The sequence below is a fragment of the Paenibacillus sp. FW507-14B1B genome, assembly GCF_058781425.1.
The window spans coordinates 791,607-817,908 of sequence record NZ_JBYSWS010000001.1 but is presented as its reverse complement, the minus strand read 5'-3'; the positions used below and the strand labels follow the sequence as shown (position 1 = coordinate 817,908).

Below are 26,302 nucleotides of genomic sequence, written 5' to 3'. Positions count from 1 at the left end.
TTTGATAATGAAGGAATCACCCTCTTGATGTCGAAATGTGATGTCGAGGAGGGGAGTTTGAAAAGATGAATTTTAAAATTGAGGATCCTTTAAAAGAGGTTGAAAGAATCAAAGCAAGTCAGCGCGAATGGGGAAAACAAATAAGTGATGCACAAGATGCTCTATATGAAGAAAACCGTCAAAGGGAAGAAAAAGATGAGCAGTATAAATTATCAATCTTAAATACATTGCAGGGAATCGAGAAGAACACTGGTGGGATTGCTGAACTGGTAAAGCTCGTTCATGACAGCAATGAGAAGCAAGAACAGATTATTGAACTGTTAAGCGAGATAATGAGTATAAGTGCTGCTAAAACAAAAGAGGAAGCCGATAGTAAATTTAAAAAAGCCTTAGAAAAAATCAGTTCTTTAGGAACTGCGGTGGAATCAGCTCAGACTCTATTCGGATTATTGAATACAGTGTATAGCTCTGTTCAGCCATTACTTACATCAATTGCACAAACTTAGCACCCACAAGGCGCTTTTTTTGTGAACTCTATTTTCAAATGAAATCACGAATGAAATATTAGATTATGTGGTCCATATTTTATAAGTTACATCGTATATACAGTAGGGACACCTTAAGTGGTGCTTTCCTATAAAGCACTTCTTGTTAAAGGGAATCGATGAATTTATGTCCAAATATGATGTCGAGGAGAGTGATCTAATTGAATCAAATAAGTTCGTACTTGTATCAGGTGAAAACTGAGGTGGGCAGTATTATGTCTCAGTCTTTGTGGCACTGGGAAGTAAAACTAGCCAAAGATAACAATGGGAAGTTTATGGGGTATGCATCGGCGGTTAACAAGCCTCATTCACACACTTACGGTTGGATTGATACAAACAAAGAAGATCTCGATGGAGCCTTAGAATACATGAAGAATGTTTGTGATAGAAAGTCACAAGGATAAGCACCCAACAGGGTGCTTTTTCTTTTACATAAAAACCGCAGAGGGGAGGTGATTCGAGTGATAAGAAATCAAACAATATACATTGGTCCACCGTACAAAGGTCTGATACCTAATCAGGTCTTTTCTAATGGTATTCCAGAGCATGCATTCAAGGCGTTGCAGCTTTCAGGACCTGTGCAAAGGCTTCTAGTCCCCGTTCACCTTCTGTCTGAAGCCAGGAAGAAGACACAGATTAAGGGGACGCAAGAATATAAGGCATATCATGATCTACTGACCGCAGGGGGCGGTAACGAAAATGGTGAGGGAGTGAATCATGTAATGAATAGTGAATATTTTAAAACGCCAGTACCAAGTAGACAGTACAACAGTGCTGGTCAGATTATTAACCCTGCTGATGGCTTAGATCCGGACGGAGTTCAAAAAGTAAGACTCGCAGGAGCATCAGTTCAATCGATAACACTTCAGAACAATGCTACAGCTGCAGGTAATGGAACGGAGTTTACACCGAGCGATAGCAACTACACACTGACTTTTGAGATTGTCGGGACCAGTACGAGCCGAACGGTCGTATTTGAGATCGCTGGTCCAAGCGGAGTCTTTGGACCGCATACAGCGTTTAACGTGAGTGATCCGACTAAGTTTGGTCCTCAGACTACAGGTGGAAGTAATGCAGCTCCAGAGAGTTGGCAAGTGGAAGTTCCGGCAGGGTATAAGTTTAGGGCAAGAATCAGCGCGGTGGCTGGTGGTAATGTGACGATCAAGGGCAAGGCGGTGGCGTAATATGACAATTGATCGTATAGCGAGAGCATTAGCGATTGAACTAGGTAAAGGAGTCGCTAACAGAAAAACATTTGCCATTTCTCGGAGTAAATATTATTCAGGTGCATCAAATGGGACTGATATTGACATAACCCATAGAACCAAGCATGAAGCTTTAACAGATTGTCATACTTTACGGCTTGTGTATGCAAACTTTTTTCAAGATGATCGTGTGGTAGGTTTAACCGACTATACTTTAAATGTGACAGTTGAAATAGGAAGTACCATCTATCAAGCATATGCAGGAGGTCGGACCTCAACAGTGGTACAACTAGGTGGGATAGTCGAGTTCGATCCTATAGGAATTGATCTTAAAAAGGGTGATACCTTTTTTGTTCGTTCTCATGTTGTTGTTCCTACCGGAGGTAAGTTCCCTGTTGGGCTGACAACTTGGATTAATAACAGTGGAGAAGGTTGGGCAGATGGAGACCAAACACTTGCTACAACTTTCACTTCGCGTGGAACAGGCTTTAGTATTGCGCCAGTTATGATCTATGCGACTCCAACTGATAAGGAATTTAAATCGCTCGTTATCGTAGGTGATAGCATATCAACTGGCGCAGGTCACGAAAATATATCTGTTGATGGTCACCCTGTTGGTGATATAGGCTTTTTACAGTTGGGTGCTATGAGAGCAGGATGGGGATATGTAACGCTTGGGATGAATGGACAGAAAGCAAATGATTGGACACAATCCAAGCGCAAGAGTAGAATTGTTTGGGCTATGGATGGGGATGTGGTTATCTGTAACTATGGAACGAATGACCTAGCGATGGATAACCCAGTTCAGACTGTTAGTCAAATAAAAGCATCTCTTACAGAGGTTTGGACATCCTTGAAAAAGCGTGGTCTCCCAGTATATCAGACCACAATTACGCCACATACAACATCTACAGATGGATGGGCAACTGTCGAGAACCAAACCCCTACACGAGCCAATACAGCCGGAGGTAGTTCCAGCGCAAGAAGTGTTATCAACGATTGGATACGCGCTGGTGGTGACGGACATATTGATGGTTATATAGAAGTTGCAGATGCTGTTGAGACAGGTAGAAACACGGGTTTATGGAAGCCGAACTATACTAAAGATGGTATTCATCCTCATACTATCGGGCATAACGATATGGCGATTCCAATTCGCAATTTACTGGTATCCCTAAACTGACGAAAATTATGACATGCCGATTAATTCACACATTTAAAAAAGAGCGAATAACAACGAATTTACGCATCTTTAATGAGTTAATATGTGGAAAACGGGCAAATTTGAACCCATATCCTCTTTGACGGCTTATTCTGAACATCAGTATAATGGGTTTGTCCTTCTTATCTCTCTAGTAACTAAGTACAGATGCTTTTAAGTACGGAGCGAAGCAATCGTATGAAGTTGACCTTCAACGATCTGAAAGAGAGATCATTTAAAACACGGTGTCGCGAAACGTCTTTTCAGTTTCGGGACTAGGACGGGTGAATGCCGAAGGCAGAGGGGTGGCTATGAACCCCTTATTTCTTTCTTTGGGTCATGCTCTACAATGACCCAGCTTTTGATCTTAAAACACGTACTAAGTAACTTTAGTGCTATAAAGGGAATATACACGATAAAAAGTCACTTAATTGAGTGGTTTTTTTTGATAGAAAGATAATTCTGATCCATGTAAGACATCTAGTTTACGACGAAAGGGATTACTTGTTTGTCTATATCCATAAGTGGTATAATTTGGATCTAATAGGAGGTGTATAATGAAAAGATCACTAATTATTCTGTCCTTGATTGCTACCCTATCCCTTATTGGCTGTACCGATGATAAAACAACCGCCGATGTTAAACAGAAGGTTGCAGTCGGTTTAACTCAGGAGAGCAAAGTAACTGATCTAGCCGGTTCAACTCTGGAAGAGACTGTTACGGATCTAGAGAAGGATTCTCTCCGTAAAGAAAATGCTAAACTTAAACATAGGGTGGACGAACTCGAAGGCTTAGTTCAAATGCATGACACGGCCAAAGACCTCATTAATGAATCATTTAAACTTTTGGTTGCTATGGATAATAAGGATTTTAATTACTTGAAATCTATAGCTGGACCGAATGTTAAAATCTCCGAGAACAGCGATAAGATAGTAACCGACGAATATGGCGAAATTAGTTTTCTAAATACTCCAATGAACGAACTTCAATATACAGGTTTTTCTCAATATGATGATAGGTTCCAAATTGACTTAACCAGCGAGTCCGAAAAAGGTAATGCTGAGCTCTACACCTTTGATTTTGTCAAAGTGGATAACAAGTGGAAATATAACGGTCATTTCATTAACTAAAAAAGCCAACAAGGAAAACGTGAACACCTCAAATTGATGGGGTGTTTTTTTAAAGCTTAGAAAGATAGGGTGAAAATCTATGATTTCGTTAAAAACCATCTGTCGAGTTGGTGAGAAAGAAATAGAGCAGTCTTTGGATATCAGTGATTTATCTAAGCTTTCAGCAGAAGAAAGAGCGAGATTGTTTCATCTGATTGAGAAGAGATTTGAGCAAAAGGTGGAATCGAATCATGAACAGTGAACAGCCAGTATTCAGCGAGGAAGAGTGCGCTCAGTTTATACAGGACGGACTATTGAAGTCTGGGGTTGTTGTGAGTATTGAAGATATTAATAGAGTGCTGGATCTAGAGATGGAGTACATGGTCAAGGTTGGATTAGCACATCCAGCTGAAGAAGACTATGAGGATTGAGTGCGTCCTTAATACGACACGATACTAGAGAAACTACAAGGCACTATACAGGCGTCGTGTAACAGAGATGAATAAATACACAAAGATATATAAACAGGGGGCGAAATCGGGCGCACAGGCGGTCATGGGTCCCTCTGGAGCTTCAGATTGAGTGCGGGTGCGGATGACCCCGAGATAGCGCTAGAATTTATTTTTCAAAATCACTTTCCCTTTACATGTACCTCTCGCCTAATGAGAGCTCATTTAAGGGCTATTTGTGCTTGGTTTGAATAAATAATCGCTTCTAATTAAGTGGCTCTAAAAAGTGCCCTGAAATCGGTCTAGAAACGTCATCGAAAATACAGAGACAAAAGGGAAAGTGGGGGAATGAAATTGAGGAAAGGAGAAAAGAAGCCGGAAGGCATAGTTGGAACAAGTGAATTCGCCGCGATCGTAGGCAAAACAAAGCAATGGATCAGTCAATTAACCCGTGACGGAATCCTCACTCAAGTGTCACGGGGGAAATACAACCTAGCTGAATCAGTCCAAGCTTACATTAAGCATATTACGGGTGTAGCTGAGGAGGGCAAGGTCAGTTACAACGATGAGAAAGCTCAGCATGAGCAGATCAAAAAAGAGATTGCTCTACTTGAGTTGGAGGAGAAACGTAAGAATCTCCATACGACTGAAGATGTTTTAGAAGCGTGGAGCGACCTTTGCGTTAACTTCCGGGGGATGATCATGGTTCTTCCACCGCAGCTATCTACGGAACTGACTTATATGACGGATGCCAAACAGATCAGGGTCTTGCTAGAAGATAGATTCACTCGGGCATTGGTCGAATTGTCGAAGTACGATCCGTTCAAGGAAGAAGAAAAGCCATTTGGTGGCGATTCCTCATGAACATAGGAAAACGCCGAACGATTAACCTGTTAAAACAAGCAATAAAGCTGGTCGCACCACCTGAACCACTAAAGGTATGGGAATGGGCAGATCAGCACCGCGTATTGTCTCCTGAAGACTCTGCCGAACCTGGTCCTTGGCGTACAGACCGCTCACCTTTCCAACGTGAGATTATGAACGCTGCCAGTGATCCGGAAGTAGAGTCTGTTGTTGTTATGGCTGGCTCTCAACTGGGGAAAACAGCGGTCCAACTCAATGTAATTGGCTATTACACCGGACACGATCCTTCACCGATCATGATGGTACAGCCGGATTTGGGTGTTGGTAGGGACTTTTCGAACGACAGATTAATGCCAATGTACCGTGATTCTCCTCAATTATCGAAGCTTTTTGGAAAGGGGAAGAGTCGAGACAGCCGCAATACGATCTATTACAAGAGCTTCCCAGGGGGCCGGATAAACATCGCAGGCTCGAACGCTCCTGCATCACTTGCTTCTAAACCTATCCGGATCCTGTTGGCGGATGAGATCGATCGATTTTCGAAGTCTGCAGGAACTGAAGGGGATCCACTTAACCTTGCAATCAAGCGTACAACGACATTCCACAATCGAAAAATGATTTTCGTCTCGACTCCTACTATTAAGGGACACTCGAAAATTGAAAAGCTTTTCGAAGACAGTACGCAAGAGCGACTTCATTTCATGTGTCCTAGTTGTGATGAGCTCCAAACATTGCAGTGGTCTCAGATCAAGTATGAGTACGATGAAGAAACGAGCCAGTGTATAGAAGTTCATCATGCTTGCAAAAAGTGTGGGGCCATGCATGAGGAACATGAGTGGAAGAGGGATTATGAGAATAGAACGAAGTGGATCGCTGGTAAAAAGCACGCCACAACGCGAGGATTCCACCTATCAGCTCTTGCCGCTACCATCAATTACACATGGAAAATGGCCGTCAAAGAGTGGGTACAGGCGAACGCAGAGGGCAAACAGGCACTAAAGGTATTCATTAACACAGTCCTTGCGGAAACGTGGGAAGAAGAGGGCCAGAAGCTTGAGCATGAGATCCTGTTGAATCGGCGTGAGATGTATCAAGCGAGGGTGCCAGAAGGCGTTCGATATATCACGGCTGCCGTAGATACTCAGGATACACGGTTTGAAATTGACGTAGTCGGATGGGGTAAGGGGTTTTCGAGCTGGAGAATTCAGCGTCATATCATTGTTGGAGACCTTAATCAGCCGCAGCCGTGGCAAGAGTTAGATGAATTTCTGTCACGCACTTGGAGGGATGAGTATGGCCGTGCATTTCGTCCGGTCAGAACGCTTATAGACTCCGGTGGTCACTTTACGCTCAAGGTGTACAAGTTTTGCAAGCCTCGACAGGCTAGAAACATCTACGCTCTTAAGGGGGAGGAAAAGGGAGACGGTCAGGAGACGCCACTCCTCAACGGAATCAGCACAAACAACGTTCCGAAAGCGACTGTTGTCCGAGTTGGTGTGTCCGAGGGGAAGTCAATTATATTTTCATCGCTCAGCTTAGAACCAGGTAAGCCCGGATCATGCCGATTCCCATTACCACATCCAGATAGACCGGATCCATTTGTGTATGACGAAGAATATTTCCTACAGCTCACAGCTGAACAACTTGTTACGAGGCACAAAGAGGGGAAGCCATACTCTGTGTGGGTGCAAACAAGAGCTCGAAATGAAGCTCTTGACCTTGCAGTGTACAATCGTGCAGCGATTGAAATGGTAAACCCTAACTTTGATATCCCTCTACCTGATCCGAGGGAAGGTGGTGCTGAAGTGAAAAGACCTTCTCGTAAGAAGAAAAAGAACGTATCTAGCAGTATCTAGCCCCACTGGAAGGAGGTGAAAAAGGGAAAATGCCGAGAATTTCATACGAAGAAGCCAAAACGAAATACCAAATGTGGAACGAAGCTGAGGACGCTATAGCAACGGGGATGTCATACAGTATTGCAGGAAGATCCTTGACTCGTGTTGATATGGCAACGGTGCAGATGATGAAACGAAAGTACGGTCGTATCGTTGACGCATATGAGAATGGCGGTAAACGACGCGCCAGAACAGCGGGGTTTTACCCTGTTGATCGATGAACATCATTGATAAGGCATTAAACGTATTTGCTCCGGGGATCGCTGCCAAGCGAGAACAAGCAAGGACGGAAGTTGTGAGACATCAAGCTATACGCAAAGTCACCAACAGTTTAGTCGAAGGATCCGGAGGTAACGGGCGGGGCTATGGTAAGCATGGCGCCAGCACAAGTAAATCCTCAATGCGCTTCTGGCAGACTCCAGTCGGTGATGCTGATATAGACATTCACCAGAACGTTCCTAAGCTTCGTGAAAGAGCAAGGGATCTTCACATGGGATCTGACATCGTCGCAGCAGCTCATAAAGGGCTGAGGACCAACATCGTTGGTACAGGCTTAAGGTTGAATCCTGCCTTTGACGCATCTTTCTTAGGCTTAACAAAGGAACAGGCGGAGAAACTTCGAAGCTCCATTCAAAGAGAGTGGGCTTTATGGGCTGAGACAACCAAATGTGATGCTGCCGGTCTTAACGACTTCTATGAACTACAGGGGCTTGCATTCATCTCAACACTTATGAGCGGTGATGTATTTGCACTCATGCCGAATAAGCCACGTCCTTGGTCAGTGTATGACCTGAAGGTGAATTTGATCGAAGCAGACAGGTGTTCAACTCCTCCAGACAAGGTCAACGTTGAAAGGGATCGCATTCAGTCAGGTGTTGAGGTAGATGCTGATGGTTTGGTTGTTGCGTATCACTTTAGCAACCGCCATCCTGGTGCAGGTGGTTATAGTCTTGGTGGTGCGAATGAATGGGTTCGCGTTGAAAAATACGGCAAGCGCACTGGACGGGTGAATGTACTTCACTTGTTTGAAGCAGAAAGACCAGGGCAGCGCCGAGGAATACCGATCATTGCACCAATCATTGAATCGCTCAAGCAGCTTAGTCAGTACACGAACGCTGAGCTTGCAGCGGCAGTCATCACATCGATGTACACGGTCTTCATCACAACCCCTGCAGATGATGAGGGAGGAAGCCCTTTTGATGGCATTGGGATGGATGATGAAGATTTGGATGGCGTTGAAAATACTCCAGGAGCTACTGGGGATGAGATTAAGCTCGGTCAAGGTGCAATCATGCGGACTGATCCGGGCGAGGATGTTAAGTTTGCCGACCCAACGAGGCCGAATCCAAACTACGAAGCCTTTGTACGAGCCATGCTTAAACAGATGGCCGCTGCTCTAGAGCTTCCCTATGAGATCTTGACCAAGCAGTTTACGAGTTCCTATTCAGCTTCTCGTGGTGCGCTTCTTGAAGCTTGGAAAATGTACCGTATGCGCCGCGCTTGGCTATCAAAAACGTTCTGCCAGCCCATTTATGAAGAATGGTTTGTGGAGGCAGTGACCAAAGGAAGAATTGACGCACCCGGCATCTTTGATGATCCGGCTATTTTTGCTGCCTACACACGAGCAGAATGGCACGGTCCATCTCAAGGGCTGCTTGATCCGACCAAGGAAGTAGCTGCTGCTATTAGTCGTATTGAGTACAACATGTCTACAGCTGAACGAGAAACAGCAGAGCTCAACGGTGGGTCGTGGGAGCAGAACGTTCAGCAGCGTGCATATGAGAAAGGTCGTCTAGCTGAATTGGGTCTGACTGAAGGGGCGGCACCAGTTACCCAATCAGAACCTTCAAGTATAGGTGATGAAGACAATGACGACGAGAAAGGGGGTGAACAAAACTAATGCCGAAGAAAATCAAACTTAACGGCCCAGTGATTGGAGATGGAAGCACATGGTTATATGACTGGCTTGGCATGCCGTATATCGGAGCTGCCAAGCTATCGAAAGAGTTAGATGATGCTAGAGGGGAAGATATTGAGTTATACATTAACTCTCCAGGGGGAGCTGTGTTTGCTGGTTCCGAAGTGTACACCATTTTGAAGGAATATCCCGGAAAGGTGACAGCTAAAGTAACCGGTGTAGCAGCCAGTGCCGCCTCATTCTTTTTAATGGCAGCTGATGAGATAAAAATGTCTCCACCATCCCAATTGATGATTCATAACGCGGCAAGAGGGACAGACGGGGACAAAAATATTCATTTCAGCAATGCTAACATGCTGAACAACACTGATATCGGCATTACCAATGCATATCGCCTTAAGACTGGGAAGAGTACAGAAGAATTGATTGATCTGATGAACAAAACAACCTGGATGAATGCACAACAAGCAGTTGAATTTGGTTTTGCGGATGGAATTCTTTTTGATGACGAGAATGCTTTGATGAGTGTGACGAACAGCATCAGCGGAGAGATTCCACCGGATGTGGAAACAAAGATTCGAGATGTGCTGATCAACGCCGTGCTCAAAGGCGATGTCAAGAGTGATGACAAGCGAAATCTATTTGCTGGTCTGGATTTATCGGCAATTACGCCCGAGCTGTCCAACAGTTTGGGAAATCAAGATGGACAGCATGAAGATGATGCTGAACCGCAAACGAAGGAGGAAGAATCAATAATGGATCAAAATGAACTGAAGGCAAAACATCCTGATCTTTACAACGAAATTGTAGATAGTGCAGAAAAGGCTGAGCGTGACCGCGTCACTTCTCTGCAAGCATACGCATCAGCACCAGGTGCGGCTGAATTTGTGAACGAAGCTATTACGAATGGTGGGACAGTACAGGATGTTGCAATGAAGGTCATGGAAGCATCGATGAAGCGCAACGGTCAAGAAGCCAAGAACCGCCAACAGGATGCTGAGGAAAGTAATGTCGATCAAGTAGTGACAATCGAAGCCAAAACGCCTGACGCTATCAAGGATGAGAAGAAGGCCGATACAGTAGCCAGTATGGTTGCTATGGCTCAAAAAATGAAGAGTGGAGGTCGTAAGTAATGGCAGAGTATACAAGCCCAGCTTTTGATGAATTGTTTGCAGGTGGAGTACAGGCGGAGAGAATGACGGCGATTATCATTAAATCTGGTTCCGGTGTGGTGACGCGAGGCACTGTGTTGGGGCGTGTAAGCCAGTTGGCTGAAAGTGACCTCTATGCAGGTACGCCAATCACGGTTCCAGTCAATTCTGCTAGTTCAGACGGTTCCCAAGATCCGTATTGCATCTTGGCTGACATGGTTGTTGATGCGACCACAGGTGATGCTCGCGCTGCAGCATACCTCGATGGGGAATTCAATCGTGATGCACTTAAATTTGGTGGCGCTGATAAAGTGGCCACACATGAAGTAGCAATGCGTAAAATCGGCTTGATCACAAAACGAGTAGTTAAATAAGGGAGGATAAAAAAACATGGCATCATATCACGAAATTCTAGAAATTCCAACACTAGTACAGGTTGTTGAAGCATTCCCGAAGGATTCCTATTACCTAACGAATACGTTCGCTAATGAGGGCGATACTTTCACGACAGATGAGATCGAGATTCAAACCAAAAAGGGTCACCGTCCTCTTGCGCCATACGTGAACGAATTGCTTCCCGGTAAGGTTGTACTGCGTACCGGATTTACTTCCAAGACGTACAAACCTGCGCTGTTGAAACCGATGCGCGTAATCACTCGGCATGATCTGAAAGTAAAGCAATCTGGTGAGACGTTGTTGAACCCTAAAACTCCAGAACAACGATATCAGGAACTGATCGTCAAGGACTTAGCCGAGCTTACGGACACTATCGATCGTCGTAAAGTTCAACAACTCTCAGAGATCATATTCACTGGTAAAACTGAGCAGATCGGTGAGGGTGTTAGTCAGATTCTTGACTGGGGTTTCACGAACAAAGAAGTCTTGTCGGGATCGGATTTGTTCTCTAACGCCACAACTGACGTTGTTGCTTATTTAACCGATAAGGTACAGGAAGTAATGGAGAAGAGCGGTCGGACGGTGCGTAAAGTACTTACTACCGCGAAGGTTGCTCGTACTATTGTAAATCATCCAACCTTGCTGAAACTGATCGAAGCCAAAAAGGAAACATTGGATGTGGGTGATCTAAATCAAAGAATCCTTCCAGAAGGGGTAATTTATCACGGTTACCTGCGTCAGGCAAACTTGGAGATTTGGTCGTATACAAACTCTTACACAAATGAGGCAGGCGATGAAGTGAGTTATATTCCTGAGGGTACACTTGCCTTATTGCCTGAAGGTAAACCTTTCGAATTCTTGTACGGAGCGAACCTAGTGGCTGATAAAGACGGTAATTTTATGTTTGCAGAAGCTAAGGTCTACCCGCAAGTGTGGGGAGAAATGGAGCCGCCTAAACGCGTGTTGCAATTGCTTTCCCGTCCGATTTGTGTTCCTGAAAACGTTGATGGCTGGTACGTAGCTAAAGTTCTTTAATCCAAAGGAGGATAAATAATCATGGGATATATTGCTGAATGGAACATCCGTCATAATGGTAAGAAAATCGCAATCGGGGAAGAAGTCCCTAAAGACATGAAAAAAGAGGATATTGATCGCCTGCTTGAACTAAAGGCAATCAAAGATCCTGAAGCTGAGGCAAAGGCGATCAAAGAAGCTGCAGCTAAGAAAGCAAAGGAAGAAGCAGCTAATTAAGGAGCTGATTCGCAGTGAATCTCCGAGAGCAAATGGCGAAAGACGTTCAGGGGACTTTCATGAACTCGAATGAATTTGCCGAGATACACACAGTCACGACCTACACTGATGAGAAATCGAAAGAGGGTCAGAAGGATCGGCCGCTAAAGATGATCGTCGAGAAATTCACTCTAGATGGCAGACCAATTCAAAGTGCAGACGGTGTCTCTGCGCATAATGCAATCATCCATATCGATCCTAAAATTCTGGTTTATACCCCAAGGGTGGACCAGAATTTTTATTTGGACTTTATGCAGTACAGAGTGATGGGTGTCTCGAACGATACGGGAATCTTGAAGATCGTCTTACAGGCTAATGGTAAGCGGCCATGAGTGATCTGATAGAAGTCAAAAGCAACTTTAGGCAGGTTAGTCGTTCCCTAAAGCAAATGGACAAGGCTGTGCGTCAAGCGGTCTTGTCCAGCATTAACAGGGCTACGCAGCGTTCAAAGACTGAGACAGGGCGTAAGGTTCGTGAGAAATACGTGATCAAGCAAAAAGAGGTAGTCCAAACTCTCAGTATCAAGAGAGCCGCGGGCAATAATCTTAAGGCTGTACTGACTTCCAAAGGGAACACGATCCCATTGATCCAGTTTTCAGTTGCCCCTAAACGAAAGTTGAAGACAGCCCCCAAGTCGTTGAAGGCTGCTGTGTATCGAGATGGAATTAAGAAACCAATTCCGGGTGCATTTATCGCTACTGCTGGAACTCACTTGGGAGTGTTTATGAGGGAAGGCAAGCGGCGTCTACCGATCAAGGAGCTTCGTGGTCCTGCTGTACCTTCAATGGTTGGTAATGAAGAGGTTCGCCAACATGTACAGCAAGTATACGGTGAGGAAATGCAGAAGCGCCTACCGCATGAATTGGATCGTATGTTAGGGAGGCTGAAGATGTGACTCCTACGATATTAATGAATCAGCTTGAGGCGTATTTGCAGGAGATAACGAAAGAGATGTTTTTCGGACCAGATAGATTGGCTCCGAACATTTATCAGGTCGATCTTCCGGCAAGGGCAACGCCAGAGTATGAGGATCAAGTCCCTGAAACGGATATTAAGCCGGCAGATACAACGATCGAAGATGAGAAAGACGAGCGATTGCCGTTTATCATCATCCTATTTAGTACACCGGCAGAAGATAACGAAGAAGGGTATCGCACGATGAACATGGATTTTATATTTGGTTGTGAGGGAAGAGGTTCCAGCGGCTACATGGATGTATTACATCTTATGGAGCATGTCAGGGCCTCTTTTTTACGCGAAACATATGAAGGATGGCCTGCTCGCTTAACACGGCCACTCTCATATGGATTTTTCGAAGAACAAGCTGAACCCTATTGGATGGGCTATATGTCCACGACGTGGGAAATGCCATCAATAGTACAGGAGGTTTAAAAGCATGGCTACTAAGAAACGAGAACAGCAGGATCAGGAAGAGGTTCAATCATCCGAGGAAGTTCAGACTGACTCAGGTGAGATGGTCACAGAACCTGAACAGCTGATTTATATAGGACCATCGATCCGCAAGAACGGGGTTGGACTCCGAACGAATCAGGTGTTTTTAGGCGGACGCCCAGCCTATCTTGAGGCGTTATACGCAGAGTATCCACATATTAGAGCGTTATTTGTTCCGGTGGATAAGCTGCAAGAATCATTAAAACAAATCAAACTGACAGGATCGGCATTAAATACCGCACTCTTGTCCTTGAAAGGAGTTTGAACATGTCTGAATTTCACGGAGTCAAAGCCACAGAGGTATTTGAACCGAAGAAGGCAGTCGAGCAAGCCAATACTCTGCCGGTGTATTTCGGAACAGCACCAATTAACCTCGCATCTAACCCTGCAGCAGCAGTGAACAGAGTTATTCTGGCTTCTAACTTTGACGACTTTAAGCGAAAGCTTGGTTACAGCGAAAACTGGGAGAAATACACACTTTGCGAAGCTGCTTATGCCCATTTTGTGGAGTCTGAACAGGGGCCTATCGCATTCGTAAACGTGCTGGATATTGCTGACACAGAAACTACTGCAGCTACTTCAGCGGAGTTTGTTGATGGAATGCACACTATTGCAGAAGAAGGTGTTCTTAAAGCATCTGTAACTGTTGCGAATGGTCCGACAACCTATGTCATGGGTACGGACTATACTTTGACGTTTAACGATGCAGGGCATCTCGTCATCTCCGTTATGAGTGGTGGGGCTATTGCATCAGGAACAGGATCTCTACAAGTCGGATATAAGACGCTGAATCCGTCAGCAGTCAATGCATCTAGGGTTATCGGTGGGACTGACTCCCTTACAGGTAGCAGAACAGGATTGGAGTTGATCGAGGATGTATTCCTTGAGACATCATTCATTCCTAACTTAATCGTGGCACCAGGATATTCAGATGATCCGATTGTGGCTGCTGTAATGGTGGCAAAAGCTCAATCTATCAACGGTCTCTTTGAGGCTCATGCAGTTACTGATCTTGATGCAAGTGTGAAGTATGTTGATGTCGTGAAGTGGAAAGAGGATAACGGCTATATCAGTCACCTGCAGACCAACACATATCCGATGGCAACGTATAAAGGGCATATGTATCACATGTCTACACTCGTTACAGCGGGTATGGTGGCTACTGATCAGCTGAACGAGGGATTCCCGTATCAAACTCCATCAAATCAGCCGATCACAGCGGATAGTTTGGTTTATGCTGATGGCTCACCAGTACGGATCCCGTTTGATCAGGCCAATGTTCTGAATGCAAACGGCATTGTAACAGGTATTCGCTGGAACGGTGGATTTAACGCATGGGGTAACTACACGGGTGCTTATCCTGAGTTTAAAGATGCACAACGTGCATTTATTCCGGTTCGTCGGATGTTCAGCCACGTTAAAAACCAGTTGGTACTGAGACATTGGCAACAGGTAGACAATCCTCTGAATCTTCGCCTGATCGAGTCCATCGCTGACGGAGCGAACGTCTGGCTTAATGGCCTGGTCGGTGCTGGCTATCTTCTTGGTGGTCGTGTTGAGTTCCGAGCAACTGATAATCCAACGGATCAGCTTGGCAACGGCAAGATGGTTTACCGTATCTTCATCGCACCGCCTTCAATGGCTCAGGAAATCGAATTTATTGTTTCATATGACCAATCATATCTTGCTGCTTTAACAGCGGCTTAAGGAGGTTTTAAGCGTGAAAGGAAAAATTCCTATTAAATTGACGGGCTTGAGCATCTACAAGGAAGGCGGTAATGATAGCTTTGCAACTGGAGATGTTGCGCTCCCCTCGTTGACTCTTATGACCGACCCGGTATCTGGAGCAGGCATACTTGGTTCGGTGGATGTTCCAGCAGAGGGGCACTTTGAATCAATGCAGCTTGGTATTACCTGGAGGACTATCGATCAAGATGTGTTTTCTCTTATGGAGTTGAATGGCGGATTGGAAATTCGGGGGGCATTCAGCGGATGGGATACAAAAAACACAAAAACTGATTACTCATCGATTAAGATCGTCGTTCGAGGTATGAGTAAAGGAGTAGATCTCGGAACTCTGGCACAGAACGCTACAACCGATACGACCAATAACATCGAGGTTGTCTACATCAAGATCTTTATAAACGGTAAAGCGGAGTTTGAGTTTGATCGTTTTAACTATATTTATCGCATTAAAGGGAAAGACATGCTTGCAGACGTTAGAAAAGCGTTGGGTTTGACTTAATAAGAGGAGGTTAACGAAATGAGCGATAAAGTGGTAAGCACTGAAAATTTAGAAGAGGTAAAAAAGGCCGGGACGGTAATCAAGCTGTCACGGCCTTTTTCATGGAATGACGTGGAATACATGGAGTTGACACTGGATTTTGACAAACTTTCTGGAGATGACCTGATTGCAATTGAGTCTGATTTTATGGACTTTATCAAAGGCAAGAAGAATGTCTTTATTCAGTTTAAAGATGAACATCCAGCTTATCTCATGGTTACAGCTGCTAAAGCGGCAGGGGTGGATCCATTTATGATCAAGGCCCTCCCCGTACGTGATGTTTTGAAAGTGACGGGTGCTGCAAAAGATTTTTTGAACGGTTGGGTTTAGCGGATAATCCTATTCGTAGCATCATGAAAATTGCAATAAGGTTATCTCGCGCTATGGAGGCAGATGTCTCTTATTGGATGAGTGTGCCGATCTGGACGTTGTATGAATGGAATGCGGCTGCTCATGAATTTTATGAAGAATACGAGGCTCGGAAGGGAGGGGGATCATAGACCATGCCAAAAAAGTATGAAATGTCGTTTGAACTCAATGGTAATATCGACCCCCGACTAACGAGGACATTCGATAACTTGAGCAAGGATGTTACAGGACTTGAAAAAGATCTTGGACAGCTCAGAAGAGCGAAGGGTCTTGATCGTCTTACCCGAGATGCAGGAGAAGCTGGCGGAGCCTTTCACGAGCTCCGTGAAGATGTAAGAGAGTTCGGTCAAGTGTTTGAGCGTACTCTGCAGTTTACAGGTGCCTACGCCATTATTGAGAAGATAACCGGATCAATTGGAGAGATGGTAAGTACCATTGGAGAGCTTGATGCTCAGGCAGGTCAATTAGGAGCGGCTACAGGAGCTACTGCGGCTGAGTTAGAAGGGCTACAAGACATAACTCAGTCAATGTACCGTGAAGGACTTGGAGAGGGCGTAAATGACCTCACAGACGCTTTGGTTATTGCTCGGAACGTCACTAAACAGCAAGGGGACGAACTGGCGGAGACCACCAAAAATGCGATTGTGCTTCAGGATGTATTCCGTTTTGATATTCCTGAATCGGTGAGAACAGCAGACACCATGATGAGGCAGTTTGGGATCACATCCGAGCAATCAATGAACTTGATAGCTCAAGGCGCTCAGGAAGGTCTTGATAAGTCAGGCGAATTGCTCGATTCTGCGAACGAATACGCTCCGCACTTTGCGGCACTGGGATACTCAGCTAACGAGATGTTTGATACGTTTAGCGCCGGTCTAGAAAAGGGCGCGTTTAATCTGGATAAGGTTGGGGACGCAGTTAAGGAGTTTAACATCAGGATAAAGGATGGTAGTGACTCTACAAGTGATGCCCTGGCTGAGTTATTCGCCCCAGATAACATTGATGACTTTGTATCTGCGTTGATGAAGAACGGTAAAAAGAGCACAGAGTACATGGAGTTGCTTGGCAGCGTTAGTAAAGAAACAGCAGATGAAATGGTCACTAACCTGAAAAAGGGCGGCAAAAAGGCAGCACTTACTTACAAGGTTATCAGCATGATGATGGGCGAAGGACAGGCAATGCTGGATGGCCTGACTGATGGAACGATGTCTGGTAAGGATGCAATGGAGTCAGTCATCAGAGAACTTACTGCAATCAAGGATCCTCTAGCTCAAGCGCAACTTGGTGTGGCTCTATTTGGTACCCAATGGGAAGACCTTGAGTCGGATGTTGTACAGGCAATGGGGTCAGTTAATAGCCAATTCGACATGACCAAGAGCACTATGGAAGACATGGCTGCCGTTAAGTATGATAACCTCGCTCACGAGCTCAAGGTGTTAGGTCGAGAGTTAATGGATGAAGTGATCGTACCCATCGGTGAGGATTTAATGCCAGTACTTAAGGACATGACTGCATGGGCCAAAGACAATAAAGATGTAATTAAAGCTATTGGTCTTGCGGTTCCAGCTGCTTTGCTTGCTAAAAACACAGTAGGGATCGCCAAGGACTTTGGTAAAGTGGGTAAGGCTGTGTTTGACACAACAGAGGGTGTTAGTAAGTTCGGTCGAATGGCTGGTTTATTGACCAATCCTCTAGGCTTAGCAGTGGGTGCTGTCGGTGCTCTTTCAATAGGTGTTATTGCATACCAAAGACACCAAGAAAAAGCGCGTCAAGCATTAATAAACATGGGTGACGCTCTTGATGGTGCTTTTGATGATTATGGAGATATAGAGCATCAGACAAAGCGAACAAAGAACCTGATTAGGGAATATGACCGCCTTTCTGACAAAATCAACAACGCAGAAACACCAGCTGCTCAATTAACCGAAGCACGACGAAAGATGGCTCTTGTAGAACAAGAACTAATTGATCTTAACCCTAAAATTCTGAACGCTGAAGATGCTAAGAGCGGTAAGTTTCGGGAGCAGCTAGGACTTGTCGATAAAATGAACCAGACTCAGCTTGCTATGGCTAAACGTGATCTAGAAAACAAAATTCTGAATGCGGAAGCTGATTTACCTAAGCTGGAGGAAGAATACGACCGTCTAACTAAAAAGGCAAGAGAATATAGTCGGACGAATGAAGAAGCGACAAAACAACATGTCCAGTTACTCGATTACCTTAACCAAAGAAATGCAATCATGGACAATGAAAGTCTCGGCACTGATGAAGCCATAGAAAAGCTTCAAGCATTGGCAAAGGAAGTAAGAGAGGTAACTGGCCAAGATTTCGGAGATCAGCTACAACTTTTGGATACAGCTCCTCAAGATTTACTTGATGCTGCAACCAAGAGCTGGGAAGCATTTAATAAAACGAATGATGAAATAGCTGAGGCAACTAACAGTTTCCAAGATCTTTATGACAGTCAGGTGGCGTTAATTGAACTCAATCTTGGTGCTAAAATCGATGAGCAATCAGCCAAGTACGACACATTAACAACAAAAGAAAAGGCTCGCTTTGACGCTGCAAAAGCTCAACTGCAGGAACTTAATCGAGAGATGGCAGGTTTGCCAATTGATAAGCAGATCAATGTAAGTGTTGTGTGGAAGCAGATGGGCGACATGACGCCTCCGAGAATTGGCGGTAAACAGACCATGCAAGCATTCGCTGATGGTGGTTATGCTGATCAACCTTCTATCTTTGGCGAGGCAGGTCCTGAGATGGCAATCCCACTTCGGAAAGACCAGCGTTCCCGAAATCTCCATGCTCTTACTGCTAGATTAATTGGGGCTGAGCCTACAGGATCCGGAGGAGGGGACTTTATCTATAATCCTCAATATGTCATCCAAGGAAATGCTGATGTCCAAGCGATAAAAGAAATGGACAACAGGAATCGGACTGACTTTAAGCAAGAGTTTGAAGCATATAAACGTCAACAGCAAAGGGTGAGTTTGGCGTGATGAAAACATATAGAACAATTCAAGGCGATACTTGGGATAGTATCGCTTTTTCTATTGCGGGAAAAGAATCGTTTATGGTTCCTCTCATGAACACAAATCCTGATCATGTAGAAGTAGTAATATTTCAGGCTGGTGTTATCCTTAACATCCCGGATGTTCCCGTTTCTGTATCTTCTACTCTTCCACCTTGGCGTATGGAGGAGGTTGGCTCATGAAAACGGTATTGGATGGACGAAGGTCGTCTCTAATGCTCAAATATAACGGCAAAGAGATGGGCACCGAATACCTTAGTAAATACCTAAAGGACTTTACTTATGAGGATGCAGCTCCTGGAGATCAGGACAGTATATCTGTGACGCTGGATGACAGAGAGGCCAATTGGCAAGATACTTGGAAGCCTGAATTTGGTGACAAGCTTATTGCTGAAATTACAGTCGTCAATTGGGATAAAGTTGGTGAGAAAGCGAAATTGCCGTGCGGATCCTTTGAGGTTGATGCTATCGACATCGATGGTCCTCCCGACAAGGTGGTTATACAGGCGTTAGCCTTACCGCTTGAAGGTGCTCAGGCTAAACAGGAGAAGCGCACAAAGGCTTGGGAAAAGGTCAAGCTTAAGACCATTGCTCAGGACATAGCAACTCGCGCAAAACTCAAACTTGTGTACTCTGTTACAGCTAATCCAACCTATGAACGTCTGGATCAGAGCGAACAAACGGACTTTTCCTTTTTAGTAGATAAAGCAAAAGATGAGGGTATAGCCGTCAAGATTTCAGGAGGAAGTTTGGTCCTATTTGACGAGGCTGAATATGAGAAGAAGCCTGCTGTTTTGGATATCGTTAAAGGTAAGAGCAGCATACTCAGTTATGGATTTAGTGAGAGTAGCACAACAACAGCATACGGCAAGTGCATCGTTACTTATCGACCGCCAGCTCCAGCTAAGAAAGCTAAGAAGAAAAAAGGCAAGGGCAAGGGTGACAAGCCTGAGACAATTAAAGCAGCGGCCAAGGCACAGGCTACTCCAAAAGTAATTATAGGAGAATACAGCCTGCCGAATGCAAAAGGTCTTCCGGTGCTCCGAATCAATGAGCGAGTCGAAACTGTTGCCGAAGCAAAGCGTCTGGCTAAAAACAGGCTTCGAGAGAAAAACAAACAATCAGGACTTGCTGTATTTACGCTTGATGGGGATATACGATTGGCTGCTGGCATTACGATCAATGTAAAGGGGTACGGTCGATTCGATGGTAAATACATCGTTGTTAGTGCAACTCACCGGATTGGATCATCAGCATATACGACAGATTTACAAATACGCAAAGTTCTGGGGTGGTAAGCATGTCTACAAATGCATTAAGAAATATATTCCGAATCGGTGTGTGCTCCACCTCAGATCCGGATTCAGGAACAATAACAGTTACTTTTGAAGATCGAGAGGACATGGTATCAGGTGATCTTCCAGTGCTTAATCGGGGTGGATGGGCAAGGGGAAATGATTTACCTGAGCCAGGTCAAGAGGTGGCGTGCTTGTTCTTAGCAAGTGGGGTATCTGAAGGTATTTGCCTTGGAGTCATCGATGATGAGGAAGATCCTCCTGGCACGCCTGATCAGCGAGGTATTTGGTACGAGGATGGATCTCATGTTTATTATGACCGTTCAACCAAGAAGCTGATGGTTAAAGCAGGTGGTGGCGTAATGCTTGATGGAGATGTCACTATCTCAGGCAAACTGACTGTAGATGGAGACGTAAAACTCGGCAGTAATGTAAAGACAGTAGGAAATCTTGTTGTTGATGGCAGCATCACACGAGGCGGTGAGATATTGTGAGTATAGGGCTTGGTGCGTTAGGAGATATCGTATTTATATCGTCGTTTAAAACTCCGAGAAAGGTTAGGACATTTACCGACTTTCAAAGAGATTCAACAGCTCGTTGGGGGACAAACGACATTCATCTCCAGAAGCCCCGTAGCCAATTCCAAGGTCCGGGGCTTGATACGATTACCTTCACAATGTCGTTTGATGTGAATCTTGGTATGAACCCCCGTGTTGAGATGGAAAAGCTCCTAAAGTATCAGACGGAAGGAAAGGTGCTGCTTTTGCAGATCGGTGGGAAAGCTCTTGGGCAAGGGAAGTGGAAAATCATGAGCCTAACCCAATCATGGAAAGACGTTGATCGAGACGGAAATCTCTTGAGGGCTGACCTGTCCGTCACATTGGAGGAATACGTATGATTGAGCACAAGGTTATAGGCGAGCAACCAACAATGAGGTTTGGTCTCACAGGTATCGAATCGATAAAACAAAACATACAGGTCATAGCTACCACCTTTGCTGGCACGGTCCCTCTGGATCGTGCCTTTGGTATATCTGCTGAGGTCTTGGATCAGCCGTTTCTCGTTAGTCAAGCATTGTTGGTTAATGAGCTCACGGAAGCAATCACAGAAGGTGAGCCTCGGGCTGTGGTAACCAGCATTACATTTGAGACAAGCCAAGAAGATGCTGAACAAGGTAAGCTGGTACCGATCATCAAGTTTGTAGAGAAGGGGGTGGAGCAATAATGGCGTTGGTTGAACTACCGGATATTAAGTTTGTGGAAGATGATGCGGAGAAAGTGTTTGGAGAAATGGTTGCCGTCTTCCAAGGGTTTACTGGACGGAAACTCAATCGCGCAGACCCTGAGATGCTTGCTTTACGGGCCTTTGCTCAAATGATCATCCAGCAGCGAGTATTAATTAACAAGGTTGCTAAAGGTGAACTTCTAAGGTATGCCAAGGGGATTGTCTTGGATTACTTGGGTGAACCCGAGACACCTAGGCTTCAAGCAGAGCCCGCAGTCACCACAGTGAGAATCAATTTATCGATTCCACTCCTAGCTGATCAAACTATTCCAGCAGGTATTAGGGTCGCACCTGAGGGAGCGGAGGGCACGATTATGTTTGCAACCAAAGGCCCGGCGACGATCCCAGCAGGTGCAACAGCGGTTGACGTTATGGTTGAGTGCTTAACTCCGGGCGTGATCGGTAATGGATTTCTTCCGGGACAGATTAATGCTTTGAACGATCCACTACCCTTTGTAGCTTCTGTTACCAACCTGACGACCACGGCAGGTGGCGCAGATACAGAGGATGACGATTCGTACCGTGAACGTATAAGGATGGCTCCCGAATCGTTTTCTACGGCTGGACCAGAGGAAGGGTATAAATACTGGGCGAAGACAGCAAGTGCGGCTATCGTAGATGTAGCAGCTGTCTCAGAGGCACCTTCAGAGGTGACTGTCGTACCATTACTTGAAGGTGGCATAATCCCAACCGAGACGGTATTAACTGCGGTTGCTGAAAAGATCAACGCACGTAAGGTAAGGCCATTAACAGATAAGGTAACGGTTCAGGCGCCTACAGCTGTCACCTATGATATCAACCTAACTTATTACATCAGCAGGGATCGAGCGTCAGAGTCTGAAGTGATCAAGGCACGTGTTGGTGATGCGATAAAATCATATAAGCTGTGGCAAAGATCGAAGCTCGGAAGGGATGTGAATCCATCGGAGCTTATTTGGCGTGTTATGTCTGCTGGTGCGCTTAGAGTCGTAGTAACTGCCCCGACTTTTATGGATATATCTGATCTTCAGGTTGCACAGGAAGCGACGGTTAATGTGGTCGATGGAGGGCTTGCTGATGACTAACATAGATCAGATCAGCGTTTATGATCTGTTACCGCCTAATGCTCAAGCGGATCCAACGGTATCAGCTGCAGCTCGTGCACTGGATAGTCACGTACACCAGCTTACGCAGGAAGTTAAGGACTTATCTTTTTACACTAGATTGCTTAAAGGACAAATCACTGATGCCGAGGCAGACGAGAGAGCTTGGCAAGATCATCTGGACTACTACGACACATCACTCCCTCTGGAACAGAAGAGACAGCTGTTACTTGGAGCTAAAGAAACTCACATGATTAAGGGGACTCCGGCAGCGATCGAGGATCTGATAACAATCCTCTTTGGTGAAGGTCAAGTGCAAGAGTGGTTTGAGTACGGCGGAGAGCCGGGAAACTTTCAGGTGACCACCAATAACCCTACGGTCACTCAGGAACGAGCGCAAGAGTTCTATCGCGCTGTTGATTCCGTAAAACGTCTAAGCGCTCATCTGGAACGTGTGATACTGTCTCAAACCGAAGAGATCCGACTTTACACTGGCTTCGTATTTCAAGTTGGTGAATTTATCAGAATTTAGGTAGGTGATGAAATGTCTGTATTTACTAAAGCGTTAACAAGCAAAGGGATTGCTCTTCAGGCTAAGGCACAAGCTGGAGTCAAATTGAATTACTCGCGATTCGCAATTGGTGATGGACGTCTATCAGGACAATTACTTCCGACCATGACGAATCTTATTAGTACAAAAAAATCAGTCCCTGTTACAAAGTTAAAGATGCGTCCGCCTGATGAAGCTATTGTAGGTTTCACATTATCTAATCAGGACGTGACCACTGGCTTTTACTTCCGTGAGCTCGGTCTGTACGCAATGGATCCGGATGAAGGAGAGATATTATATCTGTATGCAAATGCTGGTGAGACTGCAGATTACATTCCTCCTGCTGAGAGTAGTGATGTGGTTGAGAAGAGTTTTGATGTTCGTGCCTTTGTAGGGCAGGCACAGAATGTGACAGCTAATATAGACCAATCCCTTGTGTATGTATCTCATCCAGAATTAGAAGAAGCACTTGCGATGATTGATGTCGATATTCCGGACGCATCTCTTACGCTTAAAGGTAAAACAAAGCTCTCTAATGCAACGAATAGCACATCTGAAACAGAAGCTGCAACGCCTAAGGCTGTTAAGGCTGCTTATGATCGAGGGAGTGCTGGAGTTTCAGCAGCAGCAACAGCTCAAGCTAAAGCGGACTCTGCCTATGCCGAGGCTCTTGCGGGAAAGCAAGCTGGAATTGATCGTAAAACGGAAGTGGTTGCCGCGCTCAATTCCATAGGTATTACGGCTTCCACAAGTGAGTCATGGGCGCAGTTAATTCCGAAGATGGCAGCAATAATCAAGGCAACTGGAAATGCTACAGCCGCGGATGTGCTAATTGGTAAGACGTATAGTAACGAAGGGGCTAATGGATTGACGGGCGCAATGCCGAACAATGGGAATGTTACTAGGAACCTGACCACACAAAATGCCGAATATATAATCCCCAAAGGCTACCATGACGGTGCTGGTAAGGTTAAGGCCACTTATGTTGAAGGAAAACCATTTATAACAGGATCAATCACCATTCCGTTTAGGTCAGACGCATACATTAGCCCAGGATGGCCCATACATCATGTGGGCATAGCGACCAATGGTTTAGGTACAGCAACGTATGACTTACTACTAGGTCTTCTAAGAAATCAATCTTTTATAGACAACCAATTCAACCTTGAACTATTTGGTTCAAGCCAGGCAAGGGTCAGAGGTGAACTTTATACAAATGCAGCGGCAACGTATCAGGTGGTGGGAAAATGAATGATTGGATCATTGAAACATATCCGATATCTCATGACAGAGAAATCATATTTGTTGTTGATCCTGTAGTTTCTATATTGACACCGATTGACGTGTTTGTTGAGTTATTCGGCTTAGTTATAGAGGAAGCGGTATCTAAAGGGGTAGACGTCAAGCAGGCTATTAGGGACGCTGATCCTACCAACTCATACGGATTTAACGACATTATTTAAGGAAATAAGAAAGTCTCAGCAAAACGCCGCAAGGTGTTTTTATTTTGTCCTCGGGAGTGGTCCGGGGGCTTCTTTTATACAGAGAGGGGGAAAGAGTATGACACCGGAAGGGGTGAGTGACATGCAAGATGTAAACACGCTGGTAACTTTGCAGATACAACTCGCCAGAATCGAAGAGACGTTGAAGCCATTGGCAGCGTTGGTACAATCCGTTGCAGAGGTCAGAGATACATCGAAAGAGGCTCTTGCCTGTGCCCAGCAAGTTAAGGATAAGATGACCATTTTGGAGGTTGACCTTGGTCAGACAAAGGATATAGCAGAGGAAGCACTGAGGAAAGCGAATGAAGCTCTAGGGGTACAGCAACAGCAAGCAAATGGCCGGGAGTGGGCTAAGAAAATATTTTACACTGTGGTGATTACGACATCTACAGGCGGCCTACTTGCGGCTTTGTGGGCTGGATTTAAATTAGCGGCACTTAAATAAGAGAGGATGATTGAAATGGAATGGAGCATGATTTTTGAACTTATTGATCCAAAGTTGTTAATCGTTGTTGCTGCATGTTGGGCGATCGGCTATATCTTAAAGAAAACCCCGAAGGTTCCTGATTGGAGCATTGTATATATCGTTGTGGTGCTGGCTGTTGTATTTTCCAGTGGGTTGCTTGGCTGGACCATTGAGTCGCTTATTCAAGGAATCTTAACAGGTGCATTCGCTGTATTTGGCCATCAGGTTGTGAAACAGACCAAGATCGGAGCTGATAAGGATGTTGACGCTTAAACAAGTAAAAGACAAATCGGCCCCTCGTCTTAATGGTTTACAGCCTGTTGTGAAGCAAGCTGCAGTGTTGTTGATTGAACGGTCGTATGCCCGTGGTGTTCCTATCCTAATCACGCAAGGTCTACGTACAATCGCTGAACAGGATGCTCTGTATGCACAAGGTCGAACGAAGCCGGGAGCTATCGTAACCAATGCAAAGGGTGGAAGCAGCTACCACAACTACGGACTAGCCATAGACTTTGCTTTACTGATGCCAGATGGGAAATCTGCGTCTTGGGATATGAAGAGAGATGGGGACGGAGATAAAGCAGCTGATTGGTTGGAGGTTGTGGAAGAAGCCAAGAAACTTGGATTTGAGTGGGGCGGTGACTGGAAGAGCTTTAAAGACAATCCGCATTTCCAAATGGCATTTGGGCTTACATGCACTCAACTTAAAAATGGTGCTAAACCAGATCCTACGAAGATTGAGGCTATGTTTAATAAGATGAATGCATTGAAGGAGGAACAGAAGATGCCAGCAGAACGTGATATTAACAAAGTAAGCCCATGGGCCGAAGCCGTGTGGAAAGATATGACCGATAAAAAATACTTTGATGGTAATCGCCCCGGTGCTCCGATCACAAGAGAAGAGATGGCTGTTGTACTTAGCAGACTCATCAATAATCTTTCCCAGAAATAAAAAAAAGACCCT

General features: G+C 45.1%; 36 protein-coding genes. All 36 read left to right on the top strand.

What is annotated here, in order from left to right:
* The first annotated feature begins 65 nt into the window (after positions 1-65).
* The 36 genes from AC3WJJ_RS03820 (at position 66) to AC3WJJ_RS03645 (ending at position 26,290) form a co-directional block, all read left to right on the top strand.
* The gene (locus AC3WJJ_RS03820) at positions 66-506 is read left to right on the top strand and encodes a hypothetical protein (RefSeq protein WP_492538153.1); all 441 of its coding nucleotides are present in this window, start codon (positions 66-68) and stop codon (positions 504-506) included.
* A 200-nt stretch (positions 507-706) separates the two neighbouring features.
* A complete protein-coding gene (locus AC3WJJ_RS03815; protein WP_492538151.1) occupies positions 707-949 on the top strand; it encodes a hypothetical protein in 243 nt (80 codons plus the stop codon).
* A gap of 57 nt (positions 950-1,006) precedes the next feature.
* Entirely contained in the window at positions 1,007-1,729 is a 723-nt protein-coding gene (locus AC3WJJ_RS03810) for a hypothetical protein (protein ID WP_492538149.1), read from the top strand.
* 1 nt (position 1,730) lies between these two features.
* Positions 1,731-2,933 (top strand): SGNH/GDSL hydrolase family protein, encoded by a 1,203-nt coding sequence (locus AC3WJJ_RS03805; RefSeq protein ID WP_492538147.1) that lies wholly within the window; start codon positions 1,731-1,733, stop codon positions 2,931-2,933.
* A 575-nt stretch (positions 2,934-3,508) separates the two neighbouring features.
* Positions 3,509-4,081: a hypothetical protein gene (locus AC3WJJ_RS03800; RefSeq protein ID WP_492538145.1), complete on the top strand. Its 573-nt coding sequence runs from the start codon at positions 3,509-3,511 to the stop codon at positions 4,079-4,081.
* A gap of 79 nt (positions 4,082-4,160) precedes the next feature.
* Positions 4,161-4,322, top strand: coding sequence for a hypothetical protein (locus tag AC3WJJ_RS03795; protein WP_492538143.1), 162 nt, complete (start codon positions 4,161-4,163; stop codon positions 4,320-4,322).
* Positions 4,312-4,491 (top strand): hypothetical protein, encoded by a 180-nt coding sequence (locus tag AC3WJJ_RS03790; RefSeq protein ID WP_492538141.1) that lies wholly within the window; start codon positions 4,312-4,314, stop codon positions 4,489-4,491. The genes AC3WJJ_RS03795 and AC3WJJ_RS03790 overlap by 11 nt, the downstream gene beginning before the upstream one ends.
* Before the next feature lie 372 nt (positions 4,492-4,863).
* Positions 4,864-5,373, top strand: a complete 510-nt coding sequence (locus tag AC3WJJ_RS03785; RefSeq protein WP_492538140.1) for a hypothetical protein — start codon at positions 4,864-4,866, stop codon at positions 5,371-5,373.
* The gene (locus AC3WJJ_RS03780) at positions 5,370-7,229 is read left to right on the top strand and encodes a phage terminase large subunit family protein (RefSeq protein WP_492538138.1); all 1,860 of its coding nucleotides are present in this window, start codon (positions 5,370-5,372) and stop codon (positions 7,227-7,229) included. Before AC3WJJ_RS03785 ends, AC3WJJ_RS03780 begins: the two co-directional genes overlap by 4 nt.
* A gap of 29 nt (positions 7,230-7,258) precedes the next feature.
* Positions 7,259-7,489 (top strand): DUF6148 family protein, encoded by a 231-nt coding sequence (locus AC3WJJ_RS03775; protein WP_492538136.1) that lies wholly within the window; start codon positions 7,259-7,261, stop codon positions 7,487-7,489.
* Positions 7,486-9,168: a phage portal protein gene (locus tag AC3WJJ_RS03770; protein WP_492538134.1), complete on the top strand. Its 1,683-nt coding sequence runs from the start codon at positions 7,486-7,488 to the stop codon at positions 9,166-9,168. The genes AC3WJJ_RS03775 and AC3WJJ_RS03770 overlap by 4 nt, the downstream gene beginning before the upstream one ends.
* A complete protein-coding gene (locus AC3WJJ_RS03765) occupies positions 9,168-10,319 on the top strand; it encodes a head maturation protease, ClpP-related (RefSeq protein ID WP_492538131.1) in 1,152 nt (383 codons plus the stop codon). Before AC3WJJ_RS03770 ends, AC3WJJ_RS03765 begins: the two co-directional genes overlap by 1 nt.
* Positions 10,319-10,711, top strand: coding sequence for a head decoration protein (locus tag AC3WJJ_RS03760; protein ID WP_492538130.1), 393 nt, complete (start codon positions 10,319-10,321; stop codon positions 10,709-10,711). Before AC3WJJ_RS03765 ends, AC3WJJ_RS03760 begins: the two co-directional genes overlap by 1 nt.
* A 16-nt stretch (positions 10,712-10,727) precedes the next feature.
* A complete protein-coding gene (locus AC3WJJ_RS03755; protein ID WP_492538129.1) occupies positions 10,728-11,768 on the top strand; it encodes a major capsid protein in 1,041 nt (346 codons plus the stop codon).
* Positions 11,769-11,789: 21 nt separating this feature from the next.
* Positions 11,790-11,984, top strand: coding sequence for a hypothetical protein (locus AC3WJJ_RS03750; RefSeq protein ID WP_492538127.1), 195 nt, complete (start codon positions 11,790-11,792; stop codon positions 11,982-11,984).
* Between the two features lie 32 nt (positions 11,985-12,016).
* Positions 12,017-12,355, top strand: coding sequence for a hypothetical protein (locus AC3WJJ_RS03745; RefSeq protein ID WP_492538125.1), 339 nt, complete (start codon positions 12,017-12,019; stop codon positions 12,353-12,355).
* Positions 12,352-12,918 (top strand): phage tail protein, encoded by a 567-nt coding sequence (locus AC3WJJ_RS03740; RefSeq protein WP_492538123.1) that lies wholly within the window; start codon positions 12,352-12,354, stop codon positions 12,916-12,918. Before AC3WJJ_RS03745 ends, AC3WJJ_RS03740 begins: the two co-directional genes overlap by 4 nt.
* Positions 12,915-13,415, top strand: coding sequence for a hypothetical protein (locus AC3WJJ_RS03735; RefSeq protein WP_492538121.1), 501 nt, complete (start codon positions 12,915-12,917; stop codon positions 13,413-13,415). Before AC3WJJ_RS03740 ends, AC3WJJ_RS03735 begins: the two co-directional genes overlap by 4 nt.
* A gap of 4 nt (positions 13,416-13,419) precedes the next feature.
* Positions 13,420-13,740 (top strand): hypothetical protein, encoded by a 321-nt coding sequence (locus AC3WJJ_RS03730; protein WP_492538119.1) that lies wholly within the window; start codon positions 13,420-13,422, stop codon positions 13,738-13,740.
* A gap of 2 nt (positions 13,741-13,742) precedes the next feature.
* A complete protein-coding gene (locus tag AC3WJJ_RS03725) occupies positions 13,743-15,182 on the top strand; it encodes a phage tail sheath family protein (protein WP_492538117.1) in 1,440 nt (479 codons plus the stop codon).
* A 13-nt stretch (positions 15,183-15,195) separates the two neighbouring features.
* Positions 15,196-15,720, top strand: a complete 525-nt coding sequence (locus AC3WJJ_RS03720) for a phage major tail tube protein (protein WP_492538115.1) — start codon at positions 15,196-15,198, stop codon at positions 15,718-15,720.
* An 18-nt stretch (positions 15,721-15,738) separates the two neighbouring features.
* On the top strand, positions 15,739-16,089 hold the full coding sequence (locus tag AC3WJJ_RS03715) for a phage tail assembly protein (RefSeq protein ID WP_492538113.1): 351 nt from the start codon (positions 15,739-15,741) through the stop codon (positions 16,087-16,089).
* A gap of 23 nt (positions 16,090-16,112) precedes the next feature.
* Complete coding sequence (locus AC3WJJ_RS03710; protein WP_492538111.1) at positions 16,113-16,259, top strand: hypothetical protein; 147 nt, start codon at positions 16,113-16,115, stop codon at positions 16,257-16,259.
* A 3-nt stretch (positions 16,260-16,262) separates the two neighbouring features.
* Entirely contained in the window at positions 16,263-19,127 is a 2,865-nt protein-coding gene (locus AC3WJJ_RS03705; protein WP_492538109.1) for a phage tail tape measure protein, read from the top strand.
* Positions 19,127-19,342, top strand: a complete 216-nt coding sequence (locus AC3WJJ_RS03700; protein ID WP_492538108.1) for a tail protein X — start codon at positions 19,127-19,129, stop codon at positions 19,340-19,342. The genes AC3WJJ_RS03705 and AC3WJJ_RS03700 overlap by 1 nt, the downstream gene beginning before the upstream one ends.
* Positions 19,339-20,457: a phage late control D family protein gene (locus AC3WJJ_RS03695; RefSeq protein WP_492538106.1), complete on the top strand. Its 1,119-nt coding sequence runs from the start codon at positions 19,339-19,341 to the stop codon at positions 20,455-20,457. The genes AC3WJJ_RS03700 and AC3WJJ_RS03695 overlap by 4 nt, the downstream gene beginning before the upstream one ends.
* 2 nt (positions 20,458-20,459) lie before the next feature.
* Positions 20,460-20,948: a phage baseplate assembly protein V gene (locus AC3WJJ_RS03690; protein ID WP_492538104.1), complete on the top strand. Its 489-nt coding sequence runs from the start codon at positions 20,460-20,462 to the stop codon at positions 20,946-20,948.
* The gene (locus tag AC3WJJ_RS03685; RefSeq protein WP_492538102.1) at positions 20,945-21,352 is read left to right on the top strand and encodes a phage tail protein; all 408 of its coding nucleotides are present in this window, start codon (positions 20,945-20,947) and stop codon (positions 21,350-21,352) included. The genes AC3WJJ_RS03690 and AC3WJJ_RS03685 overlap by 4 nt, the downstream gene beginning before the upstream one ends.
* Positions 21,349-21,678: a hypothetical protein gene (locus AC3WJJ_RS03680; RefSeq protein WP_492538100.1), complete on the top strand. Its 330-nt coding sequence runs from the start codon at positions 21,349-21,351 to the stop codon at positions 21,676-21,678. Before AC3WJJ_RS03685 ends, AC3WJJ_RS03680 begins: the two co-directional genes overlap by 4 nt.
* On the top strand, positions 21,678-22,802 hold the full coding sequence (locus AC3WJJ_RS03675; protein ID WP_492538099.1) for a baseplate assembly protein: 1,125 nt from the start codon (positions 21,678-21,680) through the stop codon (positions 22,800-22,802). Before AC3WJJ_RS03680 ends, AC3WJJ_RS03675 begins: the two co-directional genes overlap by 1 nt.
* Positions 22,795-23,352: a phage tail protein gene (locus tag AC3WJJ_RS03670; protein WP_492538097.1), complete on the top strand. Its 558-nt coding sequence runs from the start codon at positions 22,795-22,797 to the stop codon at positions 23,350-23,352. Before AC3WJJ_RS03675 ends, AC3WJJ_RS03670 begins: the two co-directional genes overlap by 8 nt.
* 12 nt (positions 23,353-23,364) lie before the next feature.
* Entirely contained in the window at positions 23,365-24,621 is a 1,257-nt protein-coding gene (locus AC3WJJ_RS03665; protein ID WP_492538095.1) for a tail fiber protein, read from the top strand.
* Entirely contained in the window at positions 24,618-24,833 is a 216-nt protein-coding gene (locus AC3WJJ_RS03660; protein WP_492538093.1) for a hypothetical protein, read from the top strand. The genes AC3WJJ_RS03665 and AC3WJJ_RS03660 overlap by 4 nt, the downstream gene beginning before the upstream one ends.
* A 97-nt stretch (positions 24,834-24,930) precedes the next feature.
* Positions 24,931-25,317 (top strand): hypothetical protein, encoded by a 387-nt coding sequence (locus AC3WJJ_RS03655; protein ID WP_492538092.1) that lies wholly within the window; start codon positions 24,931-24,933, stop codon positions 25,315-25,317.
* Between the two features lie 15 nt (positions 25,318-25,332).
* Positions 25,333-25,611, top strand: coding sequence for a phage holin family protein (locus tag AC3WJJ_RS03650; RefSeq protein ID WP_492538090.1), 279 nt, complete (start codon positions 25,333-25,335; stop codon positions 25,609-25,611).
* Entirely contained in the window at positions 25,598-26,290 is a 693-nt protein-coding gene (locus AC3WJJ_RS03645) for a M15 family metallopeptidase (RefSeq protein WP_492538088.1), read from the top strand. The genes AC3WJJ_RS03650 and AC3WJJ_RS03645 overlap by 14 nt, the downstream gene beginning before the upstream one ends.
* Positions 26,291-26,302 lie beyond the last annotated feature (12 nt).